We start from the raw sequence: 24,114 nt of genomic DNA, 5'->3' as shown, positions 1-24,114 counted from the left end.
AACGTTAAGTTGCTTATTTAAGCAACTGTAAAGGAGGAGGAGATGAAGGTTTGCAATCGAGGAAGGCTCCCAGGTATCGTTTTGCTGTTGATTACCCTGGTGCTATCGGGAGGTTTCGCCAGCGGGGGTGCTGAGGGCGCTTCCGGATCGGACCTGAGCGTAGATTTTTGGACCGCACCGAACCAGGGACAGTTCGATTTCTGGAGTGCTAAGGCGGAGGCCTTTAATCAAGCAGGAGTGCAAGTAGAGGGGAAGTCTGTGTATGTAAATGTACAGATGATGCCCGAGACTCCTTCCAGTGAGGCGGGGATACAGAATGCCTTGGCTACGGGTGTTGCGCCGGCGGCATCAGAGAACATAAACCGAGGGTTTGCCGCCACACTGGCTGCCTCCGGGCGAGTATATGAGCTCTCGGATATTCCGGAGTTTCAGGCGGTGGTGCAGGCCAGGCAGATGGAATCCATCCTACCGGGGTGGGCAATAGACGGAGGACAGTACGTTATCCCCCTGTATGCCAATGCCATGGGCTACCACTGGAACGTTCAGGGTTTGAAGGCTCTGGGGTTCGATGAAGATGTACCCAGGACGGTCGCTGAAATTCGCACCCTGATTACCCGGTTCTATGAAAGACGCCAGGCATTGAAGGAACAAGGGATTTCTCATTTGTTCATTCGACCCCAGCTCCTGCGTCCTGAGTGGTGGTGGGACCGCTGGTTTGACTTCCAGATGCAGTACCTTGCGTTTTCCGAAGGCGGTGATTGGGTTTCGGGGGATAGAATCACCCTTGACCCAGGGATAACCGAAGAGGTGTTCGAGTATTTTGGCATGTTCGGCCAGAGTCTGCAAACCGCCGAGGATTGGACTGCCTTTGAAATGGATACCGTACCGGTGGTTTTTCAGGTATCTGCCCCCTGGGATATTCCAAAATATGAGGCTGCCGGGAAGGTTTACGGATTTGGCGGCGACTATGTGTACGGTCCCCCCATTGTCAAGCAGGCTTTAGATCAGCCCTATACCTTTGCGGATTCTAAGGGAATTGTATTTTATAAGGGTGGCAACATTTCCGATTTAGACCATCAAGGGATTTTAGCATTCATTTCCTGGGTACTGACCGGGGAGCGTGGAGCCCAGACGGACATCGACTGGGTGAAGACCACAGGTATGCTGCCGGTTCGGGGGGACCTGTTAGAGAACCCGGCCTTCGAATCTATTATCGCGAGCAACCCGGCCTACGCGTATCAGGCAGAGGTCATGCCCTATGCGGTACCGGCCATGGCCCATGAAAAAATGGTGGATATCCAGACCGCCCTGGGAGAGAAGGGATTAACCCCCTACATACAGTCTATTATGAATAGCACCTCCCTTAATCCGGCGGATGCCGCACCCTTTGTGCATGATGCTTTTGAGGCAATGAAACGGGAAGGGGAGCTTCGCTAACCCATGGTTGCAGCCTGCCTGGAGGTTCCGGGCGGGCTGCGCTGCTTGGAGTATTACCTATGGAGTGGTTATGAGAAAGGGAATTTCCGAACGTACGAAAATTGGAGTCATTTTTAGTACGCCGTACTTTGTATTTGCTATTGTGTTTTTTCTGATTCCGTTGGTATGGGCTGTCTGGTTATCCACCATGGACTGGAACCTCATGGCGATAGAGAAGACCTGGGTCGGTCTGGGAAACTACCTTTCCGCCTTTACCAGTGAGCGGGTTCAGGCTGCGTTCTTGAATACCTTTAAGTACATGGCTGTGCTTATACCGGGGGTTACTATTTTTGCCACGGGAATCGCAGTGCTGCTGCATAACCTGCCTCAGTCTATTAAGGGTGTGTATTCAGTCTCGTTTTTCATCCCCTACCTCACCTCGGGGGTGGCGGTGTCGGTGGTGGTCAGGTATTTCTTTAGTTACAGCTCGGTTTTTAATACCTTCTTGCGGGATCAGCTGAATGTTGATGTCCGCTGGTTCCAGGATCCGACGCCTGCGTTCTTCATTATTACGGGGATTATTATCTGGAAGATAAGCGGGTACTACGCCCTTATCATCCTGGCAGCCCTGGAATCCATTCCCAAGGAGATTCATGACGCCGCTGCGGTGGACGGAGCAACGGGTGTACAGGGGTTCTTCCGTATTACCCTGCCCATGATCGTTTCTTCCTACTCGACGGTCATTGTACTCCTAGCCGGGCTCATTTTCGGTATTTTCAGCGAGCCCTTTCTGTTAACCGGGGGCGGGCCGAATCTCGCCACCACCAGTTGGTATTTGGAGTTGTATACCACCTCCTTTGTGAAATTTGATTCCGGAATGGGGGCGGCTATCGCTATCCTGAATGCCATCCAGATCTTTATAACCATCCGGTTAATTACCTACGTTCTGAACAAGATCGATTACAACGCGCGGTAGGGGGAGTTTATGTCAACAAAATCGAGAAAGAAAACGGTATTGGTTCTTCTGGCAACCGCTCTGGTGTTGTTCATGATGTTTCCTTACTACTATATGCTCATCCAATCCCTGGCACCCTGGGAGAAGGTGGATCAGAGCTTAACCCCCGCCGGGTTTTCTCTGGATAGTTTCCGGTTTCTCATGACGAACGGAGGAAATCAGAACCCCTACATGTGGCTCAGGGCTCTGGCAAACTCCGTTATTGTTACGACCACAACATCCTTATTAGCGGTGGTCACGGGGATGCTGGTGGGGTATGCCATTATAAAACTGCGTTTTGCCGGTCATAGGTTCGTATTCAATGTCCTGCTGTTTCAGATGTTTTTTCCCGCCATTATCATGTTGGTACCGATTTACTTGATGATGAAGCCCCTGGCCAATACGTATCCGGGAATGATCCTGCCCACCAGCGTGTCTCTCTGGGCAATATTTATGTTTATCAACTATTTCAAGACCCTGCCGGAGGAGGTGTTTGAGGCCGCCCGATTGGACGGTGCCTCGGAATTCAGGATCCTCTGGATTATTGGCTTCCCTGCCGCACGTACCGTGGCGGTGATTGTATTTTTGTCGATCTTTATGGGCCGGTGGTCGGAGCTGATGTGGGATATGCTCATAGCCCCGAATATTAAGATGCAGACCCTGAACGTATTAATAACCACCCAATTCAAACCCATGGGGAATCTGCCCGGACCGCTGTATGCAGCATCGGTAATCCTGACACTTCCCATTGTTGCCCTCTGTCTGGCCTTTTCCCGGTATTTCAAGGAAGGCCTTACCTTCAATCTGAAATAGGAGCCGGTATGTGGTGGAAGGATGCAGTGTTCTATGAGATCTACGTTCCGGCTTTCAGGGATTCTACCGGAAGGGGGATAGGCGATCTTCGGGGTATAACCCAAGAGATTCCCTATCTTGCCGACCTGGGGGTTGATGCCCTCTGGCTCACTCCGGTGTATGCCTCTCCCATGGATGATAACGGCTACGATATTTCCGATTACTACGGGGTGAATCCCCTCTTTGGAACCATGGAAGATATGACCGAGCTTATCGGAGAGGCTCAATCCAGGGGTATACGCGTCGTACTAGACATGGTGTTAAACCATACCTCCCTAGAACACCCCTGGTTTCAACAGTCCTGTAGCGCCGATCCCGGGGAGGCCGCGGATTGGTATATCTGGAGCAGGGAACCGGGAAATAATTGGGAATCCTTTTTCGGCGGCTCGGCGTGGCAATGGAACGAGGCCAGGAAGGCGTATTTTTACCATTCCTTCTCCCCGTCCATGGCCGATCTCAATTGGGAGAATCCCCAGGTACGGGAGATGATGTACGCAGTACTGCGGTTCTGGCTGGACCTGGGAGTGGACGGATTTCGCCTGGATGTCATCAACCACCTGAAGGCCGGCAATCCCTGGCAGCGGAATAACCCGGTTTCTGCCTCGGGGGAACAGATCCACCGGTACGACTGCGACGCCCCGGGAATACCGAAAATTCTCCGGGAGATCCGGGATCTTTGTGAGGATTACGGCGATATCCTGCTCCTGGGAGAGGTGGGATCCGAGCAGCCCGAGGTCCTCGCACGCTACCAGAGGGACACGGCCCTGGATCTCGTGTTCGGGTTTCACACCGGAAGCATCAAAACGCTGTCCCCTCAACGGCTCTCGGCAGCCCTGGAGGAATCCTGCCGCTGCTTCTCCGCGCCCTGGGAACAAACCACCTCCCATTTTACCACCCACGATATGGGACGGCTCGCATCCCGGATGCGTCCTGCCGGAGGGGTGATGCTGCGCGGACTCTTGAGTGCCCTGGTCTTCGGTCCCGGGATTCCCCTTTTGTACCAGGGGGATGAACTCGGTTTGGAGGATTACCGGCCCAAAACCATATCCCAGATCTTTGACGTGCAAGCCCTGGGCCACTTCCACCATGGGATCAACCAGGGACAGCCGGAGGAACAGGCCTTTGCCCGAGCTCTGGAAAAATGCCGGGACGGATCCCGGATGCTGTTGTACGGCAGCCATCCCCCGGGCACCGGGCAGGAGTCCGTACGCACCCTTGTTCCCCCGGGAGATGGGACGGTGGAATCCCTCCGAAAGGAACAGCAGGAGGACCCGAGTAGCGTCTACACCTGGGTTGCTTCTTTGCTTCAGCTCAGAAGGATGGCCGTGGAAACCAGCTCCGATGCCCCGGATGGCTTCGAGATCCGTACAGGCGAATCCCATGTCTGGATTTTTACCCGGACCATCCACGGGACCAAAATCACTACGGCGGTAAACGCCGGGGATAGGGCTGTTGAGCTGGGCACACCGATGGCGGGGGACGTTGTCCTGAACTACCGCTTCTTGGGGGACGCCCGGGAGCTTCCGGACGGCGGGGTATCGAAAGCCCGGGGTGTGCACCAGGGGCTGGACATCCTTGAGGGACAGTCGGTAGCAGTGTTGATTGCGAGCCGGGACACCCTCTCGGAGGGGACCGGTAGCCGCCCCCTGATTACCTAGATGGCGGGCGAAGGTATGGAAAGAAAGCCGGATACCCGGGCTCCATCCTGGGGCCAAACCGCGGGTAGGGTTGTCAGGACCGAATCCCACAACCCGTGGTGCACCAACGATTAACTTACTACATGGAGATTTATATGCAATCATTTTCACGCTTTTCAGAAAACCCCCTGCTCGTGCCCGGGCAGGTCGTACCCTCCCAGCCGGATATGAAGGTGGAGGGGATATTCAACTGCGGGGCAGTACAGGTTGAGGGCAGCATCGTGCTGCTTTGCAGGGTGGCGGAATCGGTATCGGCGGAACAGGGCGAGGTCTCTGTTCCCGTGCTTTCCGGGACGGCCTCCAAGCCGGGGATTGATACCAAGCGCTTCGATCAGAAAACCGGGCATCTTGATTTCTCTGACTCCCGGACCATTAGCAACCGTGCCACGGGGAAGGTCGAGCACCTGACCAGCTTGAGTCATTTTCGCCTTGCCCGGAGCACCGACGGCCGGTCTTTCACCCTGGATGAAAAGCCCTGGATATTTCCTCAGGGCGTTTCAGAGCAATGGGGCATTGAGGATCCCCGGATTACCCGGATCGACGACCGATTTTACATCAGTTATTCCTCCATCAGCCCCGACGGGATAACGGTTTCCCTGATTTCTACCCAGGATTTTATTGGGTTTGAGCGTCATGGGGTGATTTTACCGCCTTCCAACAAGGACGCGGCGTTGTTTCCCCGGAAAATCAACGGGCGGTACTGGATGCTTCACCGCCCGATAACCGGGGCCATCGGGAACCTGAACATCTGGGCTGCCAGTTCGGAGAATCTCCTGGACTGGGGGAACCATACCCTGATCTATCGGGCCGGGGAAAGCGGTCCGTGGGAACTCGACCGGGTGGGGGTTGGGCCGCCGCCGGTCTGGACGCCCCGAGGCTGGCTGGTAATGTACCACGCGGCTGATGTTCAGAGCCGGTATGTGGCAGGACTGCTGCTCCTGGATGAAGAGAATCCCGCCAGGGTCATTGCCCGGGGAAGGGCACCCTATTTCGTTCCCCAGGGGGAGGCGGAGCAGTCGGGTTTCTTCTCGAATGTCGTCTTTCCCTGCGGGCTGGTGGAGCAGGAACAGGGGCTTCTGGTGTATTACGGGGCCGCGGATGATAAGGTCTGCGGCGGATTCGCATCCTGGGATTCCATCTGGGAGGTGCTGACATGAGTCGAGGGACCTTGGAATTCAACAGCCGGGATATGTATCGAAGCTTCATGCCCCCGGAGGTGGTAGAGGCGGTGCAGCTCAGGTTTCCCGATATTATCCATCGGGATGTTTACAATCTTACCCAACCCTTTCTGGTCGATGGATCTAGGTACCTTGCTGCACGGGTGGAACCCAGAGAAAACCATGATTCTCGGGTCTACCTGTTCCGGCCGGGTACCCGGGCTGATGAGTGGTGGATAGAACCACGATGGACACCCATGGTATTGGAGGATCCCTTCTGCTTCTCCCTTAGGGGAACCCTGCATCTTGGAGGGGTTCAGACCTTTCCCGATTCCCGGGGGATCATAGAATCCTGGCGGACGGTGGTGTACGATATCAGCGCTATTGATGCGCCGAAACTGGTCTTTGCCGGACCGAAGGGCATGAAGGATCTTCGGTTTCTTGAATACACAGCGGGTTCCATCGGGGTCTTTACCCGGCCCCAGGGCGACGAGGCGGGCCGGGGAAGCATTGGCTATCTGGAGGTCGGCGGCTTAGAGGACCTGACGGATGATGGGATTCTCGCAGCCCCCTTGATCTCTCAGCCCGAAGCGGACTCCTGGGAGGGGGTAAATCAGCCCATCCTACTGGAAAGCGGGGAGGTGCTGCTCCTCGGACATGTTGCCTGGATGGAGCAGGGCGGTATCCGCCACTACCACGGAGCAGCCTGTCGGTTCAATCCCCGGACCCAGAAAAAAGAGCCCTGGAACCTGATCTGTACCCGGGAAATGCTGCCTCCGGGCCCGGCCAAACGCCCCGATCTGACCGACGTGCTCTTCCCCGGGGGGCTGGGACTTACCGCCGACAAGAACCTGGAACTGTACCTGGGGGTATCAGATGCCCAGGCTTGGCGGTTGGTGATTCCTTCCTTGCCCGGGCTTTTTGATTGACCCGGTCCGTCCTACTCCAGATTGTACCGGAACATGCGGTAGGAGGCGGTGGAGGTACCCGATTCGGGCCGGTAGTACAGCGAAGCGAACAGGCTGTCTCCTGAGACGTGAAGGTTCCGAACCATCCCATCCAGCACCTCGGTGCTCTCACCCCGGTCAGTGATGGTAAAAACACCGCCGTCCAGGGAGGGCGCATCGGAGTGAATGAAGAGCCTGCCCCCCGAGGTCATAACGGCCCCGGCCCTCTGCCATAGCGGCAATCCGAATGCCGGGCAGCCTGAATCGGGATCGAGATTGAGACGTTCTAATCATCATTTACTCCTTTGATTTCCCCTAGTGTAGTTCTGAATGTATTTATTATCAACTTTATCAAAATTGATAAAATTACTAAGGTATAAATGAGTCATTTATTTATTGATTAGTTCTATTTTGGGCGGTATGCTGGCGGGCTTAGAAGGGAGGTGATTAGTATGAAACGGACTATGCTGATAATTCTGGTGGTATTGCTCCTGGGAACGGGCTGTGTTTCGACTACCATGGTACGGTTTGAAACAAATGCCGGGGATGCGACCATCACGGTGGAAGGTAAGGAGATACAGGAGCACGAAGGAATCCGGCTGTCCAATGCGGCTTGGAAGAATCCGGATATCATGGTGGAGGCTGAGGGATACAAGACCTACTACGGCGAGGTGGAACGGGAGATTAAGGTGGCAAACGCCATCTTCGGTGCCCTGTTGTGGCCCTTTTCCTGGCTCTACGTGTGGGGTCCCGAGGCCCATCAGTTCATTGTGCTCCGAGAATTGGATTAGGTTCCCGAAGTCCTTATCTTAGTGCGCAAACGGTTGTACGTTTCAAAGCCAGACGACCTATTCCCACACCTGCACCTGGATCAACGTGGGCTCCTATGACCTCAATGGGCTCCTGTTGTTGTAGCGGCAATCTCTCGAGCCAGGGCGCCGACCCGAATAAGCACGGCTTCGACCCGGGGATTCCAGACTCCAATGTTTATTCGTAGGCAGGATGAGAGGCCGGCGTTGACGGTAAAGAGCATGCCCGGGGCAAGGAGAATATCCTCCCGTATCGCCCGGTCGTAGAGGTATCCGCAGTCAACCTCCCGGGGAAGCTCGGCCCATAGGGCCAGGCCACCTTGGGGGCTTGAGACGGCCGTTCCTTGGGGGAATTCCCGGAGAATAACCTGACGGATTGCATTACAGTTTCCGCTGATAATTCTCCGGATGCGACGTAGGTAGCGGTCGTAGCTCCGGCTTTCTAAAAACCCGGCGAGCATGGCCTGGCTGGGGGTGGAACTGGCCAGATTCATCATGGTTTTTCTGGCGGCCAGGGCATCAAAGTAGGCTTTATTAATTATCCAGCCTACCCGGAGCCCCGGGGCGATGGTTTTAGAACAGCTGGAACAGTAGATGACCCGGTCTTCCAGATCAAATGCCTTGAGGGGTTTGGGGCGGGAGCCCCGGTGGGGTAAATCGCCGTAAATATCATCCTCAACGATCAGGGTATTGTACTGTCTGGCAAGTTTGATGAGCCGCAGTTTATGATCCTCGGGCATCAGACATCCCAGGGGATTGGAGAAGTTCGGACTGCAGAGGACTGCCCTGACGGGCTGGCGGGATAACACAAACTCCAGGATGTCCAGGTTTAACCCGGTTTCGGGATGGTTGGGAATCTCGATGATCTGAACATCCAGGTGTTTCAACAGGCTTAGGAAGGCGAAGTAGAGGGGGCTTTCCACCACCACTACATCCCCGGGTTTGCAGAGCAACCCGAGGGTCAGGGAAATAGCCTCGTTGCAGCCTCCGGTTATTAGGATGGTTTCCGGCTCCACAGCAAGCCCCCAGAGGGAGAACTGTCGGGCCAGAGCCTTTTGAAGAACCGGTAATCCCGGGGCCATAGCGTATTCGAGCAGCCGCTGTTCCGATATGCCCGGGAGCTGACCCGCCCAGCGCACCATGGATTTCCAGCTCGGCCAAAGCTGGGAGTCGAGTTGGACAATGGAAAGGGCGGCGGAGGCTCCGGACTTCACCCGGTTTACATGTTGGTCGTATATCCGGCAGAGGCTGACCTCCGTCGGATGGGAAATGGCGGTGGTGGATGGTTTTAGGGCCTTTTCGCGGCTGCGGACGTAATGCCCCGACTGGGGAAGGGTTATGATGATCCCCCGGCGTTCCAGGTCCCAATAGGCATCGCGTACGGTATTCAGGCCAATTCCCAGGGTGGATGCCAGGGTCCGGAGGGATGGTATGGCATCCCCGGGTTTTAAGCTGCCTTTATTTATAAGGTTCTCAATATATTCAGCCGCCTGGCGGTACTTGGGGAGTCTGCGGGTCTGGGTTACATCTGATTTCATACCACTATTGTAAAGTATTTTCCTCGGGATTTACTCACAGTTTACCCTTAGGATAACCACACAGTTCGATTATAAGCTGGATTGTTCCCACACAGAAGGGAGAATCTCGTTCTGTTTTCCTGTTCCCGGGCTCTGTACCCTTTGAACACCGGTTGGGTGTTGAAGAGGAACCGAGGTGCTCCGCTTCCGGACTCCGGCCGGTGACAGGAGGGTGCTATGGAACATACCCGGGGAGGAAACTCTTGGGCAGTCACCTGGCCTGGAGGCCAGGACTTGTTGGTTCACCCAGGTGATAAGCTCACCATGAAACGTCGAAGAAAGACACAGGGGGAGTTTGTTCTGGAAGCCGGGGCCGCCTGGCTTGCAGGGCCGGGTACACCCCTGGCAGGGACACAGCTCTTTGCCGGCTGCCGTCAGCCCTTTTGGCATACATCTTCGGAGCTGTACCACACTGCCGCTGCCACCGGGGAAACCAGGCGGTTCGTTCTCAGCCGGGCACAGGTAATGAATATGTGGTTTTTACCCCTGGGATGATACAACCCTACCGCGGTGCCTACAAGAAGGTACCCCCGCCTCTCAGCGGGGCTATTCCTGGGGCGGGGGCTCCGGCAGCCCCCTATGTCCGGGGTGGTTTACACCCTGCTCCGCCCTATCCAGAACCTACCGAAGCTGGGCAAGAATCCGGTCGGATCCGCCGCCGTTCCAGGCAGCCAGGGCCTTTCCCTGGGGATCAATCTGCACGAAGGTGTGCTGGTATGTGACCCTGTATTCCTGTTTCAAGGCGTCGGAGGAATCGTAATCGACATACAGAAGGGTGAGATCATCGGGCATGGTATCCAGGCGGGCGGCGATGTCCTGCTTCGCGGCTCGGCAGGTAGGACACCAGGATGCATAAAAAAAGAGGACCACCCGCCGAGTGCGGGCAAGACTTTGGGCTGACGGCAGATCCGTAAAGCTGCGTACCTGGGCCCCCTGGGATCCGGTTTGGGCTTGGACAAGCTCCTTCCCGGACTCCGGGGGTTCGGAAGGCCCCTGGGCTGGGACAAGACGGGGTATGAAAACCATCAACAGCAGCACCATCAAGGGCAGGCCGAATCGGTGCCAATTTTGGTTCTGTGGATGGGAATGGGTATTCATGGTAAACCTCCATGAGACAATGTTAACTCAGCTGTACAAAAAGTCAAGCCGATTTTACATACACGTGAGGGAATGATCTGTTGACGGCGCAGGGTGACTGTGCTTGACGGGAGCGGGGGCCAATGAGTATGGTTATCTATTGCCGTTCCCAGGATGGAGGGGCATGAGAATCACCTTGGAAAAAAAAGGAACATACATGCTTGAAGCAGGTCAGAACATACATGGTTTTACAATTACTCGGCTGGTGGATTTGCCGGAATACCGGAGCACCGGGGTCGTTGCCCGGCATGATGCCACGGGCTGTGAGGTTTTTCATACCGTAAACGATGATACGGAGAATCTTTTTGCCTTTTTGTTTAAGACGGTTCCCGAGAATTCCAACGGGGTTGCCCATATTTTAGAGCATACCGTGTTATGCGGTTCCCGGGATTTTCCGGTGAAGGATCCCTTTTTATTGATGATGAAGGGTAGTATGCAGACCTTCCTGAACGCCTTTACCTTTCCGGATAAAACGGTGTACCCCGCCAGCTCGACGGTTAAGCAGGATCTGTTCAACCTCATGGAGGTGTACGGTGATGCGGTGTTTTTTCCCCTCTTGAAGGAGCAGCTCTTTAATCAGGAGGGGCACCGGCTGCAGATTGATGAATCCGGACGGCTGGTACGGACCGGGATTGTGTATAACGAGATGAAGGGGAATTATTCCACCCACGATTCGGTGGCGGGGGAATGGTGTTACCGGGGGCTCTTCCCCGATACTCCCTACGCCTACGATTCCGGGGGGGATCCCAAGGAGATCCCGAACCTGACCTATGAGGATTTTCTGGCATTCCATGGAAAATACTACCATCCCTCCAATACCCTGGTGTACCTCTACGGGAATACCCCTACGGAGGAGTACCTGGAGTTCCTGGATCGGCGGTTTTTGTCCCGGTTCGAAGCCCAGGAACCGGTTGCTCCCCTGGTGTTGCAGCCCCGATGGACCCAGCCGCGCCGCCTGGCGGTGAGTTATCCAGCCGGGGAGGGGGATTCCCAGGACGATTCCTGTTCCATTACCCTCAACTGGCTGCTGTTTCCCGTGGAGGACAGCTTGAGACTCTTGAGCTGGGAGGTGTTGACCGAGGTGCTCATGGGCAGTGCTGCCAGTCCCCTCCAGAAGCTGGTAAGCCAGTCCAGCCTGGGGGATGATCTTTCTCCCACCAGCGGGTTTGAATCTGAGCTGCGGGAAACGGTGTTTTCAGTGGGGATTCAGGGTACCGGAGCCGACAAGGCCGAGCAGGTTGAGACCCTTTTCCTGGATGAATTACGGCGCATTGTCCGGGATGGACTCAATACCGATCTGGTGGAGGGAATTTTACGAAAATTTGAGTTCCGCAGCCGGGAAATCAAGGGGGGCGGTCCCTTCGGGTTACGGCTGCTGCGTAAGCTCTCCCGGGCCTGGCTTCATGGGGCCGAGGCTGAGCATAGTCTTCTCTTTGAGAGGCATATGACCGAGCTGCGTAACCTGATCGACGGGGGGACCCGCTACCTCGAAACCCTTATCCAGGAGGATCTGTTGGATAATCCCCATCGGACCACGGTGACAGTCTACCCCGATGCCCAGCAGAACGAGCGGGAAGCCCGGGAAGAAGCCGAGGATCTGGCTTCCCTAGAGGCCGGTCTCTCGGAAGCCGAGAAAGAGTCGTTCAGAGCTGCCGTTCAGAAGGCTCAGGTGGAGCTGGAGGCGTTTCAAAGCCAGGCTGATAGTCCCGAGGATATGGCGAAGATCCCCTTCTTATCGGTAACAGATATTCCCCGGGAGGTTGAATCAATTCCCGGTAAGCAGTCCGAACTGCGTCCTATTTTCGGCGGTCTCTCCTCGGAGTCTCAGGGGCAGCGGGGGGGCGCGGACGGGGCCCAGGCCAATGGCGGCGGGGCAACTGATGTTCCCCCTCAAGGGGGCGTGAATCCCCGGACCGTTCCAAGGCCGGGTGCCGGGATTCCTGACCAACCCGCCAAGCCCACCTCGCCGGCAGCACCCTCCAGACCCGCATCTCCGGCATCGCCCGCCCGGTCCGCTGAATCCCCCCGGTCCGCCGAACCCACCCGGTCCGCTGAATCCCCCCGGTCCGCTGAATCCCCCCGGTCCGCTGAATCCCCCCGGACCCAGGGAGGGGACGGCTTAACCCCCGGGGGGCCTGCAGCAGGGGGTTCCGGGGCCGCGCCGGCCAGGGTCTGGTACCACGATCTCTATACCAACGGGATTACCTATCTGGATATCGCCTTTGATCTCTCCCGACTCACCCCCCGGGAGCAGCTCTTGGTGCCCCTCTTCGCCGCCTTTGTGCCCTCGGCGGGGCTGCCCGGCATGGGGTATGAGGAGGTGAGCCGGCAGCTCGCCATGGTGAGCGGCGGGTTTTCCGCCTATCCCGAGGTTAATGCCGGCGTGGATCTCCTGGCCGGTGCCAAGGGTGACCGGAGCAGAGCAGGCTCCGCCCGGATACACAGCCACCTCTTTTTCCGGTTGAAGGCCCTGGATTCTACCGCGGCCCAGGCTCTGGGCTGGGTTCAATCCCTGGTAACCCAGGCTGATTTCACCGACCTTGATCACCTGGCCGAGGTGTTTTTTGAGATGCGCAACGATATGAAGTCTTCCATCCTGCCCGGGGGAAGCTCCTATGCGTCCCTGCGGGCGGAAGCGGGGCTGCATCCGGTGCAGGATACCGAGGAGCGGCTTCGGGGCCTCACCCAGTACCTCTTCCTGGAGGAGCTGGCAGAGCCGATCGCCGCCCAGCGCAGGGAACGGGAGGCCAGGGGGTCCACCCCCGAGGGCCAGCCAGCACTCTGGGAATTGGCCCAGGCGCTGTCAGCCCTTCGCCGGAAGATTATCTCCCCCCAGGGTGTGAAGCTGAACATAACCGCCCAGGCCGGGCAGGTCCGGGCCCTGGATGCGACCCTTGCCCGGTGGCTGGGGGAATTGCCTGCCCTGGTGGCCCGGGCATCGGGATACCCCGAAGGGGAATCGTCCCCGGGGAACCCCGCCGTTGGTCCTGCCTCGGTGACCGCTGCTGCAGAGGCCGCCCTCAAAGCCATGGAACTGCCCGAACCCCTTCAGCGCACCGAATTCTTGGACTATCCATCCAAGGTGGCCTACGTGGCGGCAGCCATGCCAGGGGCGTATTTGGGCAGCGCCGAACAGGCCTATGAGCAGCTCTTGGCCCATGTACTGAAGACCGGACCACTCTGGGAGGATATCCGCATGAAGGGAGGGGCGTACGGCGCCCATGCCAGCTCCGACGGGATGGGAGGCATCTTTAGTCTTGCCTCATACCGGGATCCCCAAACCATCCGGACCCTGGAGGTGTACCGTCAAACCCTTCAGGCCATGGCTGCAACACCCCTGGACCGGACAAGCCTGGATCTGGCGAAAATCGGCAGTATCTCCCGGGAACTCAAACCCCTGAGCCCGGGAGAAAAGGGAATCGTAGGGTTCAAACGCAGTCTCTACGGAATATCGGACCGAATCCGTCAACATCGCCGGGACCTGACCCTGTCCGCCGAGCCCGGGGATCTACAGAAGGCGGCGGAGCGTCTTGCCCAGGCCCTGGATACATCCGGCAGACGGGCCATTCTGGCCGGTAAGGAACTGCTTCAGGCGACTGAATCCCAGGTACGGGAGGGAAACCCGGACCTGGGAGGACAATTCGGTACTCCAGTAATCCGGCCCTTGAGCCGATAAGGACGGTATGATGAAGCACAATCAACCAGGATTTCGTGGAATATTCCTGCTCATGGTGGTATTTCTGACCATTGTGGCTCCTATGGCAGCCCAATCCGGGGCAAAAAGCGGAGATGCCCCTCCCAAAGAAGAATTTCCCGGGGACATTGATGTGGCCTTGTACGCCGTGGGATCCCTCTCGGCCAGCAACCTGTACCTGAGCTACCTCGTGCTCGGTACCGTTGCCGATTCCTACTCCCAGGGGATCTACACCGAGGAGGTTGCCGCCAGCCTAACCAATGAGGCGATGTTCATGAATACCAACGCCCAACGCGCTCTGGAACAGCTCCTGTCCCGGGGACGCCTCGCAGCGGAGGATGCGGCGGCGGTGCAGCGTATCGCCCAGACCTATTCAACCCTTACCAAGGAAGCTGAGGCTCTGATTCTCTTTATTAATGACAAGGAGAATACCGGGGAGGAATTCCAGACCTACCGGCGCGAAGCCTGGCAGCAGATTTCCACCCTACTGGGGTTGGATTCTTCAGGTGATTCCACTGCCTCCGCTTCGGAAGAAGCCTCTGATTCCCCGGCAGCCCAGTCCTCGGCTCCTGAGCCCGAGACTACCGAGGATACCGGCTCGACTCCCTAGTCGACCCTCCGAATACCTACCTTCCGGTAACACCTCCCTGCTCCAGGGTAAACCGGCTGCTCACCCGTCCGCCCCGATCGTTTACCAGGGTCAGGCGGTGGGTACTACCGGGCTGAGCATCCCCGGCTGTAATGTCTATCCAATGCTGCCCCGGGGTATCCGTACTTCCCAGATACCTTCCATCCAAATACCAGTAGAGCCGTCCCCCCTCCTGGGGATAGATTCCCCGCATCCGCAGAGTACCGCTTTCGGGCAGGATGATATTGATCCCATCCTCGGGGTAGAGAATTCTATGTTCTGCCGGCTGGGAGACTGCAATGGTCTGCAGCCATACCGGGGTTAATCCCAGGGATTGAGCCTGGTAGAAGTTGAGTATCCGCGGATCAATGTTATCCGAATGGAAGGGGCAGAGAGCCAGGGGCGCTGCGTTCCGGGGCATGGAGGATACTACGACCTCCGGGCAGTCAGGGCCGGCCCGGTAGCCCGTATGGGCGCAGATCTGCACCTCTCGGAACCACTCGGGATCCCGGACGAACCAGGCTCCCCGGTCCGAGGTAGTTCCGTGATGCGGGGAGGATGCCTGGCCTTCTGGGGCGGGGGCAGGCTGCCAGCCTCCCAGAAGGCGCATCACCTCGAAGAGCAGGGAGCCCGCGGACTCGGTGCTGCTGAGGTTGGCGCTTGGGCTGCCTGAGAAATTCCCGGCCCAAACCACCACGGTCCACAACGGGGTGAATCCTGCGGCCCAGGCATCCCTCTGACCGTAGCTCGTCCCGGTTTTCCACGCCACCGGGAATCCCTCCAGGGTATGTTCCCAGCCCCGCTGGTTTTGGGGCCGGCTGGGCAATTGGAGGATTTCGGCCAGCTGGAAAGCGGCTGCGGGACTCAGGACGGCCGGACCGGGGCCCCGGTCGTTGCGGGGTTCCAGATGGATGGGGGCGGCCCGGCCCCCCAGGGCGAAACTCCGGTACAGGGAGGCAACCTCCCAGGGGCTGGCCTCGGCTCCGCCCAGCACCAGGGATAACCCGTATTCCCTACTGGATCTGAACAGTCCACGAAACCCGGCAGTTTCCAGGGCGCGGTACAGGGTTCCTACCCCCAGGGACTCCAGCATGGCAACCGCCGGCAGGTTCAGGCTTTCTGCCAGAGCCCGGCTCAGGGGTATGAGACCCCGGAAGCGCTGATCGGCGTTTTGGGGGGCGAAGCTGCCGAATTGCATAGGGATGTCGGCTACCAGGCTTTCCGGTAGCGCCAGACCGCGGTCGAAGGCCAGGCCGTAGAGCAGGGGTTTGAGGATGGAACCCGTGCTGCGCCGGGCGGTTACCCCGTTTACGAACCCTGAGGTATTTGAATCACCGTAAAAGGGATTCCCTACCAAGGCCCGAACCTGTCCGCTGGGATTGTGCACCACCAGGATACTCAGGTTCTCGATACCCTGGGACTGAAGCCGGTGACCGGCGAGGCGGGCCTGGGATTCCACCTGGAGCTGCAGTTCACCGTCCAGGGTTGTATTCACCCGTCCCGGTCCCGAGGGGGCGACCATGTCTGCGGCATGGGGGGCCACAAAGGGCAGGGGGAAGCGTCCCCGGGGGAGGGGTTCGGCCTTGGCGGCATCCAGGCCTTGGCGATCAAGAAACCCTTCATCTGCCAGGGAATCCAGGAGATTGTTACGCCGAAGTTCTAGTTCCCGGGTATTGGCTCCGGGGTGGATGAGCCCAGGGGCATTGGGGAGCACCGCCAGGAGGGCTGCCTGCGCCCAGGTCAGCTGTCCCGGAGCGGTACCGAAGTAGAGTACACTGGCGGCCCCGATGCCCCGGATATTCCCCCCGAAGGGAGCCTGGGCAAGGTACCAGACCAAAATCTGCTCCTTACTGTAGCGGCGCTGGTACATAAGGGCTTGAACCGCCTCGATGGATTTATGTACCAGGGTGCGGGGACGCCTGCCCACCAGCCGGGTTAATTGCATGGTCAGGGTGGAACCCCCGCTTACGACCCTCCCGGATCGAAGGTTCTGGCGGATTGCTCGAAACAGCGCCCAGGGATCGATTCCCGGATGGCTGAAAAACCGCTTATCCTCCGCGAGGGTAAGGGCGTGGACCAGCTTGGAATCCCGGGAAAGACCCAGGTCCGCCACGGCTTCCTGTTCCAGGGGAAAGTACCATTCTCCCCGGCTTCCCCGATAGGCTCGCAGCAGCTCTCCCCGGCGGTCCATTACCAGGGTGCTGACCTCCCGGGGATCCGGCCGCGGATCGGGCAGGGGGCCGTAGGTCAGAAAGAGCATCCATACCGCCGCCGTAAGACCCGTCCAAGCCAGGGTCATAAGTACGGACCGGGTCCGGAGGACTCGCTTCATTGTGCCGGTTCGGATGCCCGGACCATCACCTGCCCTCCGGGGTAGAGGGCCCGGTACCGGTGGTCGTACATTCCCCCGGCGCTTACCGGCGGCAGACTGTACCGTCCCGGGGTTACCGCTTGGAGTTTTACCAGAAAGAGCATGCTGCGCCCCGGGGAGAAGCTGTCGAAGAACCAGAGGGATCGGTCGTCCCGGAGATCCTGGTACTCCACGGGCAGGTTGGTGGTGCCGTATTCCAGGTTTCCCGCCCAAACAGGGGGCGCCTCGCCGGTGAGCCGGGTGGGCACAATCTCCCAGCCTCCGGGAATCCCGAAGTCCAGGTAGGCTTCCTCCAACCGGTCCCTATCCATGGCCAGTCGGATGAGGGCGTAAAATTCCTGGCCCTGGTCAAGCTGGCGGACATCCAGGGGTGAACCCTGGGGGGTAAACCAGGAGATGCCCAGGTTCATACCCTGGGTTTGTTCTTGATCCTGGCTGGTCAGGCTGATACCCGACCAGCTCAACCGGGCGAATACCCGGGGTGCTGCCCCGCTCCGGTAGGAAAGTCCGATGGTCACCGGCTGGTCAGGATTGTCCAAAGGAAACACCTCAGTTCCCAGGTCTAGGGTTGAACGCAGACCGGACATCACAAGCTCCCGGGTCCCTCCTCCGGGGAGGTTCAGCCGGATGCTGGGATTTTGGCCGGGGGTTTGAGGGTGATTTGATTGGGTCCCGCCTCGTGGATCCCCCTGGATACCCAGGTATTTACCCAGGGCCGCTAAGCTGTACCCCAGGGTCTGGGTTGAGTACCAGGTCCGGGAGGCGATATCCGCGGAGAGATCTGCAAAGAGCTTATCGGCTGTTTCTTGATCTCCGAGGATTAGGGCCTGTTCCAGGATTAGGGCCCGGTCCCGCTGGGGACTGCCGTAGGTCCGGTAATCCACCTCGGTGGATGCCACCCGGGTACCCGCAGTCTCCCGGATACTCCGGGCGAGGTCCTCCAGTCCCGAGAGGTGGTAGCTGCCCGCCAGCAGCCACAGCTCCGGATCGGTTAGTTCCCCGAGAGCTGTTTCCCGAATAAGGTTCATCGCGGCGATCTCGGGTTTTCCCGCCTTGGCGAGCAGGTAGAGGCGGTACACCCGGTTGGTCATGTCTTCCCGGGTTGAGCGGCTACGGATGGACTGAAACTCCAGCCAGCCTTCCATCATACCCTTGGGAAGTTCATGCCCCGCAGCCTTGGCTTCCAGAAGAAAGGCGCCGGCGTAGTTCGTGCCCCAGGGGCTGGCCTCGGATTGTCCGGGCCAGTAGCTGAAGCCTCCGTTGGGCAGCTGGAACCGGGTTAGGGTTTCCAGGGCCCTGGATATGTTCCGGTCTATGGCTGCCTCGGCAGGCAACCGGCCCCGGGGATCCCGGGTTTCCTGGAGTACCTGGGGATCCACCAGACCCTCAAGAAAGAGCTGGGGAAAGACCGCAGAAATCGTCTGTTCAAGACATCCGTAGGGATAACCCAGGAGCCAGGAGAGGCGTTCTTCCAGGTTCAGGTTTGGCACCGTGGAAACCGAAAGGCTGAGGCTGTTTGTTCCCGGCAGTCCGTCGGCCAGGATACCCAGATTCTCAGTTCCGCCTTGGGGAATCCGCACCTCACTGCTGCGGCTGATCTGGGGTGTTGCGGGTTGTACATCCAGCTGGAGGGGGTACCGGTCTTCCCGGGATGTACCCACTGAATCCCGGTACTCGACTACCAGTTCCAGGTCGGCTCTACCCACCTGAAGAGGAGCTGTCAGGGGCAGGAGGATGGTGGTGCCCCCCTGATTCTGAGTGAGGTCTACTAGCCGTGTTTGAGAGCCCGGCGTTAGAATCCCCTTGGAATCCAGGGTCACCCTCACCTGGCTGATATCCTTCTCCAGGGGTATGAGACTGACCGGGAGCTCGAAGCTGTCCCCGGGGCCCAGGAACCGCGGCGGGGAGGGTAGGGTGACCAGGGGGCGCTGAACCGGGCGGTCTATGTGGGTGCTGCCGAAGGCCATGCCCTCCAGGGCGACGGCCATGATCCGTACCGATCCCAGATAGTTGGGTAGCTCGAATTCGGCCTGAACCCTGCCGCGGGAATCGGTGGTCAGGGGCCCGGCGACCAGGGAGAGGGGCTCAAACTGAAGCCCCCGTTCCTCCTGCCCCCCTGCTTTGTCCATGGCTGCTTCCATCATGGGGGCTGCTGCTCGGGCGGCGAAACTCTCCTCCCCTTCGCCCCCGCCGATGGAGAACCGGCGGTACACCGCGTCATGGAAGGCTCCGATAACCTGATCGAACATGTCAGCCCCCCGCACGCCCAGGGCAAGTTTTCCGTAGAAGGATTTCCATGGATCGGGTGTTTCAAATCCCGTCAGGTTCAACAGCCCTTCGTCCACCAGGGCAATGACTACCTGGGCCGGGCGGCCGGTTTCGGTTTCTACCTCCAGGCTCACCCTGCTCTCGGGTTCAAGGGTTTCGGGGGCGTGAATTTTTAGGGGAATCCGGGTCGCCGGATCGGTAACCTCCAGGTGGCTAACGCCGAAGAGGCGCAGGGCCTGGCCGGAATCCGCCTTTTCCAGGGGCAGGATCGCGCTGATACTCAGGTACACCCCCGGGGCGTGCTCGGCCATGAGCTCCACGGGAATCTCGGTCTGTCCGCCCTGGGCCGGGTACCAGTAGCTGTCGAGGATGGCGGCGCCCCTGGAGAGGGTGACGAGAATTTGGGTGTCTCGCGTGGTGGGGATGGTTACCCGGGCGGTGTCGCCCGGCCGGTAACTGGTTTTATCGGTTTTCAGTTCCATGATACCGCTGTCCGGGGCGTTCCCCGGGCTTGACCAGCTGCTTGCCCGGAAGAAGATGCCGGCGCTATGCCCCTGGGGGTCCTCAACCTCGAGCATGTACTCGCCCCACTCATCCGGGGTAAGCCCCAGGTTTTTGGGCAGGGTTCCGGTGGTTATGGTGCCCTGGCTCACCACCTGGGTATGCCGGTCGTTCTTATAACTCAGGCGGAAATCCCGGTAGTCGTCATATTCCCACCACCAATACCGGTCGTTTTTATAGAGACGGTACTGGAGGGTCCGGTTTTCTATGGATGAACCCCGGGGATCCGTAAGGATGATCTGAAATTGGCTCTCTTCCCCCAGGGGTGCGTAGCCGAAATCAAAATCGGGTGCCCGGATTCCTACATAGGCATGGTAGGGATCGTAGGGCACAGCGGTGATGCCCCGGACCGACCGTCCCCCGGCCTCGGTAACCCGGCCGGAGAACCCCAATACCAGGGCACCCGGCGGGTCTTTCATCACGGGAATATCTACATCCACCGAAACCCCGCCGCCCTCGTCCAAGGGGCCGGAGTACAGTACCTCGCTGTAGGGCTGAGAGGGCTTGGTAGGATGACTGAAATGAAATTCCTCATAGCCGGGGATTCGAAGGGGCCTATCCTCCACGGTAAGGCTGATCTCTCCCGGCAGACCCGCTGCAGGACTGCCGAAGAGGTACTCACTGGTCAGATTCACCGTCAGTTGCTCCGCCCGGGGCTCCAAGGTCTCGGGCTCAGCATCCATGGATAAGCGCAGACGGTCTGGCAGAATCGTTTCCACCCGGATAATGTGGGTAAAGGTTGCATCCCCTGCCTGAATCTGGACCCGGTAGCCCCCGGTGGGGTCACTTGCCCGGGTAGGGATGGAAAACCGGTAGAGCCCGTCCCTGCCGTCGGTAGAACTGCGCTCCAGGTACAGCTGTCCCCGGGGGTTGAAAACCTCCAGGGTAACAGGATGGTTATCAGGAAAACTTCCCTGGGAGTTGCGGATTACAGAGAACAGAGTGACCGTATCTCCGGGGCGGTACACCCCCCGTTCGGTAAAAAGGTAGCCCCGGAGCCCCGAAGGCGTTTCCTGCTGCCCCCCCACATCGAACCCCGAGAGGTTCCAGGTGAACTGGTCCAGGGGCAATACGGCCTGGGAATCTCCGGTCCGGGCGAATACGATGAAGGGGGCGGCAGTCGGACCTTCACCACTCGGGCCGGGTAATCCGGGACCGGAGGTAACCATCCCGCTTCGGGCAGATCCTGCCGCCCCGGAACTATCCCCGGCTCCTGGACCTGAAGCGCCAGACCCGCCGGTTCCCGTGCTCCCCGGGCCCCAGAAAAGGCGGACCAGACCACGGCTGTCGGTTCTACCCCGGGCGATAACCTGGTTCTGGAAGGAGTACACCTCCACCTCAGCCCCGGAGAGGGGGGTGCCTGCGGGTATGTGGGTGACAGCGGCAAGCCCGTCATGCTGTCCCGCCAGAAAGGTCAGCCCCAGGTCGCTTACCAGGATGGGTTTGTAGCGCCGGCCATGCTGATACAGGTAGCCCCAGCTGGAGGGGTTTTCATAATAATCGTTTCCGTAATGGTACTCACCATCCTCCGGGCTCTCCCAAATCATATCCTCCCGGTCGAACTCCAGGGACACCAGGTAGAGGCTCTGGCTGCTATCCGGTAGTAAGGGGGATAAATCAAGCTCGTGGACCAGCCATTCGTTTTCGGTCTCACCGATCTCCAGCTCCTGGCTGGCCAGGGTACGGCCCACCCGGTTGACCTCGTAGCCGTCGAATTCCCGGGAGCGGTCGATTTCGCCCCCGAGACTCTGGGTCTGAAGGAACTGAACCAGATTGTTCTCAAACACCTCCTGGATCCGGACACTCAGCCCCCGGAGATTCATGGTCCGGATGTAAATCCGGGAATCCGCTCCGGAGGTGAGGATGGAGCCGCTCTGTAAAAACTCGACCTTGGGTTTATGGTTCGGCACCCCCCCCTGGAAGGTAAGTTCCTTGGATAGGCGGCTTCCGTAGATGCTCCGGAGGGCAGGGGTAATGGTAATTTGATAGATCTCGCCCCGTTCGAGCCCCTGGGTAATGATGATTCGATTGCCCCGCACCTCAAACACTAAATCGGTTTCCGGTGTGGTAAACACGGCCCCGCCAAGCTGCTGAGCCGGATCAATATCCTCGCTGAATACCAGCTCCAGCACCTCATCCTCCACGACCTCTTCCAGCTGGAGGCTTCCCCGGGGGGGAACCGTCCACTGGGCCTGCCAGGTCTGGGGTAAATCAAGGTAACCCCGGGGGATCTCAATACCCAGAGTCTGGGTGGACTGCCCCCGGGAAATCGGACTTGTACCGGTTACCAGCAACTCAGAACCCTCCAGGCTCACCCGGGCCGGAATAGAACCCCGGGCTGTTTGGAAGGAAAGCTCCGGAGCGGAATCAATATCGCCGGTCCCGGGCAGAATGCCCAGGGAAAGCCGGACCTGGGGATACAAATCCTCCCCGGCCTGGCCCTGACCGAGACTGAACCGGCTCTGGTAAATACCCTGGACCGCCACCTCGGAGGAGAAGCGAAAAATCACATCGGCCGAGGGTTCCGCCCCGCCCCGGCCATGGAGGGCGCTGAGGTTCATCCAGCCCTCCAGGACCCTGCCCTGGGGCCAGGGCTCGCTTTCGGGGTAGACCACCATGGTCCGGGCATCCTGCCACCGGGCGGTAAGCCTGCCAACATCCTGAATCCCTACCACCTGGGAAAGCAGATCCTGGGAGAGCGCTTCTCCCGCCCGGCCGTACTCGTGGTGAAACCGGAATACTAACCCGTCTCCGGGATTGATCCGTGGTCCCGGACTGAAGGCCAAAAAACGGGCTGCCTCCTGCTCACCCGCCCCCCGGGGCAGACTTCCGGTGCTGCAGCCTGCCAGCAAAACGCCAAGAATAAGAATAACCGCCGCCGTACCCACCCTCCGGGCCCGGCGGATAACCCGGGCCGCCGGGGAGTGCCTGTCTGAGGAACCGACAGAAGAACCAACAGAAGATCCGGGCCGGGCCTCATCAACGGGATCCGGGGTTATTGAAGGGCTCTGGGGATTATTATGTCCGGGGTGTATCATAGCTACGCTCCTGATTCTGCATTGTATCCATAACAGCCCAAACAGGTATTGGTTACTCCGGGGCGTTTATCGCTGGTTTGCGCAGAACAGTATAACGCAAAAACCCGGCACTGCAGTAGGACGGGCAGATCATTCTCCTAGATCGAGACGACCCATGGGGTATGGAATGAGGGGGAAGGCCCGGCAGGGAATCTAGGGAGTCAGGGTACCCAGGAGTAATGAGGGGTTAGGGGGAGGCATATGGGATCTTGTTGGAATCAAGCTGAGGCCTGAAGGGTCACCAGGAAGGAATAGTCGTTTCCCTCCCCCAAGAAGGAAAAGTCTACAACTATCTTGCCCTTGGGGGTGTTCCACTGGGCGCTAATCACCTGGTATCCCTGGTGGCGTTGGATCCGGGGATCCTTGAATACCGAGATGCCCCGGGAAATTTGTCCGGGCAGACCGAGGATGGCGGTGTAGCTGTCAATGAGGGTCTCCGCTGTTTTCAGGGTTCGGGTAAAGGAGTCGGAGGTAATATCCTGGTTATAGCCGTTGAAGACGAACCAGGAGAGTTTATTGTCCCGGAAGCTGAAGGTCCAAACACCGGACACATCGAAGGCTGCATCCTGGAGCTCGATGGTGCTGGCGGTGGTTTCCTTCGCCCGAGGATAGAGGGCCAGAAGCTCGGCCTTGGACATGCCAATGTATATATCGGTGGTTTGATGGGGTGCAAGGGAATCCTGGGCGATCTGAGGACCCTGGGCGCGGTGCAGGGGAGCTTCTGCCAACCCCACAGCGGGTACCCCCCTGGTGCTCTCACCCACGGCCTCCACGCCGGAGGTAATACTGTTCCGTACCGTCTGGGTGAGGGATGACAAACTTCCTTCGGAGGAACATCCGGCGAGGGCCAGGACCAGGATCAGACCCATCAGTCCTGGATTAACTATGCTGTGTTTTTTCATAGGGTAATTCAACTGTGCGATGAATCT

16 protein-coding genes are annotated in these 24,114 nt (G+C 58.6%); 10 read left to right on the top strand and 6 right to left on the bottom strand.

From position 1 onward, the window contains the following. Positions 1-42: 42 nt before the first annotated feature. The 6 genes from DC28_RS14680 to DC28_RS14655 all read left to right on the top strand — a co-directional run bounded on the left by DC28_RS14680 (position 43) and on the right by DC28_RS14655 (position 7,045). Positions 43-1,437, top strand: coding sequence for an ABC transporter substrate-binding protein (locus tag DC28_RS14680; RefSeq protein WP_037550337.1), 1,395 nt, complete (start codon positions 43-45; stop codon positions 1,435-1,437). Positions 1,438-1,507: 70 nt separating this feature from the next. Then, positions 1,508-2,392, top strand: a complete 885-nt coding sequence (locus DC28_RS14675; protein WP_037550334.1) for a carbohydrate ABC transporter permease — start codon at positions 1,508-1,510, stop codon at positions 2,390-2,392. Positions 2,393-2,401: 9 nt separating this feature from the next. Beyond that, positions 2,402-3,223, top strand: a complete 822-nt coding sequence (locus DC28_RS14670; RefSeq protein ID WP_037550331.1) for a carbohydrate ABC transporter permease — start codon at positions 2,402-2,404, stop codon at positions 3,221-3,223. An 8-nt stretch (positions 3,224-3,231) separates the two neighbouring features. Next, the gene (locus DC28_RS14665; protein WP_052078960.1) at positions 3,232-4,920 is read left to right on the top strand and encodes an alpha-amylase family glycosyl hydrolase; all 1,689 of its coding nucleotides are present in this window, start codon (positions 3,232-3,234) and stop codon (positions 4,918-4,920) included. A 134-nt stretch (positions 4,921-5,054) separates the two neighbouring features. Further along, on the top strand, positions 5,055-6,116 hold the full coding sequence (locus DC28_RS14660; protein WP_037550328.1) for a glycoside hydrolase family 130 protein: 1,062 nt from the start codon (positions 5,055-5,057) through the stop codon (positions 6,114-6,116). Then, entirely contained in the window at positions 6,113-7,045 is a 933-nt protein-coding gene (locus DC28_RS14655) for a DUF1861 family protein (RefSeq protein WP_037550326.1), read from the top strand. The genes DC28_RS14660 and DC28_RS14655 overlap by 4 nt, the downstream gene beginning before the upstream one ends. Before the next feature lie 11 nt (positions 7,046-7,056). On the opposite strand, the gene DC28_RS14650 is transcribed toward DC28_RS14655, so the two are convergent. Further along, positions 7,057-7,275 carry a hypothetical protein gene (locus DC28_RS14650; protein ID WP_037550323.1) on the bottom strand — a complete coding sequence of 73 codons (219 nt, stop codon included), beginning with the start codon at positions 7,273-7,275 and terminating at the stop codon, positions 7,057-7,059. Between the two features lie 240 nt (positions 7,276-7,515). Between DC28_RS14650 and DC28_RS14645 the strand changes: the two genes are divergently transcribed. Then, complete coding sequence (locus tag DC28_RS14645; protein WP_037550319.1) at positions 7,516-7,854, top strand: hypothetical protein; 339 nt, start codon at positions 7,516-7,518, stop codon at positions 7,852-7,854. Between the two features lie 101 nt (positions 7,855-7,955). On the opposite strand, the gene DC28_RS14640 is transcribed toward DC28_RS14645, so the two are convergent. Then, a complete protein-coding gene (locus tag DC28_RS14640; protein WP_037550316.1) occupies positions 7,956-9,410 on the bottom strand; it encodes an aminotransferase-like domain-containing protein in 1,455 nt (484 codons plus the stop codon). 216 nt (positions 9,411-9,626) lie between these two features. Between DC28_RS14640 and DC28_RS14635 the strand changes: the two genes are divergently transcribed. Beyond that, positions 9,627-9,944 (top strand): hypothetical protein, encoded by a 318-nt coding sequence (locus DC28_RS14635; protein WP_037550314.1) that lies wholly within the window; start codon positions 9,627-9,629, stop codon positions 9,942-9,944. A 126-nt stretch (positions 9,945-10,070) separates the two neighbouring features. Here DC28_RS14635 and DC28_RS15970 read toward each other — a convergent pair whose 3' ends face one another. Continuing rightward, a complete protein-coding gene (locus tag DC28_RS15970) occupies positions 10,071-10,547 on the bottom strand; it encodes a peroxiredoxin family protein (protein WP_052078958.1) in 477 nt (158 codons plus the stop codon). A gap of 163 nt (positions 10,548-10,710) precedes the next feature. Here DC28_RS15970 and DC28_RS15965 point away from each other — a divergent pair, with 163 nt between their 5' ends. Together DC28_RS15965 and DC28_RS14615 are read left to right on the top strand one after the other, a co-directional pair. Further along, positions 10,711-14,262, top strand: coding sequence for an insulinase family protein (locus DC28_RS15965; RefSeq protein WP_052078957.1), 3,552 nt, complete (start codon positions 10,711-10,713; stop codon positions 14,260-14,262). 7 nt (positions 14,263-14,269) lie between these two features. Continuing rightward, positions 14,270-14,890: a hypothetical protein gene (locus DC28_RS14615; protein WP_156104711.1), complete on the top strand. Its 621-nt coding sequence runs from the start codon at positions 14,270-14,272 to the stop codon at positions 14,888-14,890. Positions 14,891-14,906: 16 nt separating this feature from the next. Here DC28_RS14615 and pbpC read toward each other — a convergent pair whose 3' ends face one another. From pbpC to DC28_RS14600, 3 genes are all read right to left on the bottom strand, one after another. After that, on the bottom strand, positions 14,907-17,240 hold the full coding sequence (pbpC, locus tag DC28_RS14610; RefSeq protein WP_052078956.1) for a penicillin-binding protein 1C: 2,334 nt from the start codon (positions 17,238-17,240) through the stop codon (positions 14,907-14,909). Then, on the bottom strand, positions 17,237-23,146 hold the full coding sequence (locus DC28_RS14605) for an MG2 domain-containing protein (protein WP_037550305.1): 5,910 nt from the start codon (positions 23,144-23,146) through the stop codon (positions 17,237-17,239). The genes pbpC and DC28_RS14605 overlap by 4 nt, the downstream gene beginning before the upstream one ends. A 257-nt stretch (positions 23,147-23,403) precedes the next feature. Continuing rightward, positions 23,404-24,087, bottom strand: coding sequence for a hypothetical protein (locus DC28_RS14600; protein WP_156104710.1), 684 nt, complete (start codon positions 24,085-24,087; stop codon positions 23,404-23,406). Positions 24,088-24,114 lie beyond the last annotated feature (27 nt).

Origin of the sequence: Spirochaeta lutea (assembly GCF_000758165.1) — a bacterium.
GTDB lineage: Bacteria > Spirochaetota > Spirochaetia > DSM-27196 > Salinispiraceae > Spirochaeta_D > Spirochaeta_D lutea.
This window is presented reverse-complemented; position numbering and strand designations above follow the sequence as displayed.

Bases quoted from the DNA above. Each gene is read 5' to 3' on its own strand.
- DC28_RS14635 (WP_037550314.1), top strand. From the start codon at position 9,627: ATGGAACATACCCGGGGAGGAAACTCTTGGGCAGTCACCTGGCCTGGA.
- DC28_RS14600 (WP_156104710.1), bottom strand. From the start codon at position 24,087: ATGAAAAAACACAGCATAGTTAATCCAGGACTGATGGGTCTGATCCTG.
- DC28_RS14645 (WP_037550319.1), top strand. From the start codon at position 7,516: ATGAAACGGACTATGCTGATAATTCTGGTGGTATTGCTCCTGGGAACG.
- pbpC (WP_052078956.1), bottom strand. From the start codon at position 17,240: ATGAAGCGAGTCCTCCGGACCCGGTCCGTACTTATGACCCTGGCTTGG.
- DC28_RS15965 (WP_052078957.1), top strand. From the start codon at position 10,711: ATGAGAATCACCTTGGAAAAAAAAGGAACATACATGCTTGAAGCAGGT.
- DC28_RS14605 (WP_037550305.1), bottom strand. From the start codon at position 23,146: ATGATACACCCCGGACATAATAATCCCCAGAGCCCTTCAATAACCCCG.
- DC28_RS15970 (WP_052078958.1), bottom strand. From the start codon at position 10,547: ATGAATACCCATTCCCATCCACAGAACCAAAATTGGCACCGATTCGGC.
- DC28_RS14670 (WP_037550331.1), top strand. From the start codon at position 2,402: ATGTCAACAAAATCGAGAAAGAAAACGGTATTGGTTCTTCTGGCAACC.
- DC28_RS14660 (WP_037550328.1), top strand. From the start codon at position 5,055: ATGCAATCATTTTCACGCTTTTCAGAAAACCCCCTGCTCGTGCCCGGG.
- DC28_RS14675 (WP_037550334.1), top strand. From the start codon at position 1,508: ATGAGAAAGGGAATTTCCGAACGTACGAAAATTGGAGTCATTTTTAGT.
- DC28_RS14640 (WP_037550316.1), bottom strand. From the start codon at position 9,410: ATGAAATCAGATGTAACCCAGACCCGCAGACTCCCCAAGTACCGCCAG.
- DC28_RS14665 (WP_052078960.1), top strand. From the start codon at position 3,232: ATGTGGTGGAAGGATGCAGTGTTCTATGAGATCTACGTTCCGGCTTTC.
- DC28_RS14655 (WP_037550326.1), top strand. From the start codon at position 6,113: ATGAGTCGAGGGACCTTGGAATTCAACAGCCGGGATATGTATCGAAGC.
- DC28_RS14680 (WP_037550337.1), top strand. From the start codon at position 43: ATGAAGGTTTGCAATCGAGGAAGGCTCCCAGGTATCGTTTTGCTGTTG.
- DC28_RS14650 (WP_037550323.1), bottom strand. From the start codon at position 7,275: ATGACCTCGGGGGGCAGGCTCTTCATTCACTCCGATGCGCCCTCCCTG.
- DC28_RS14615 (WP_156104711.1), top strand. From the start codon at position 14,270: ATGATGAAGCACAATCAACCAGGATTTCGTGGAATATTCCTGCTCATG.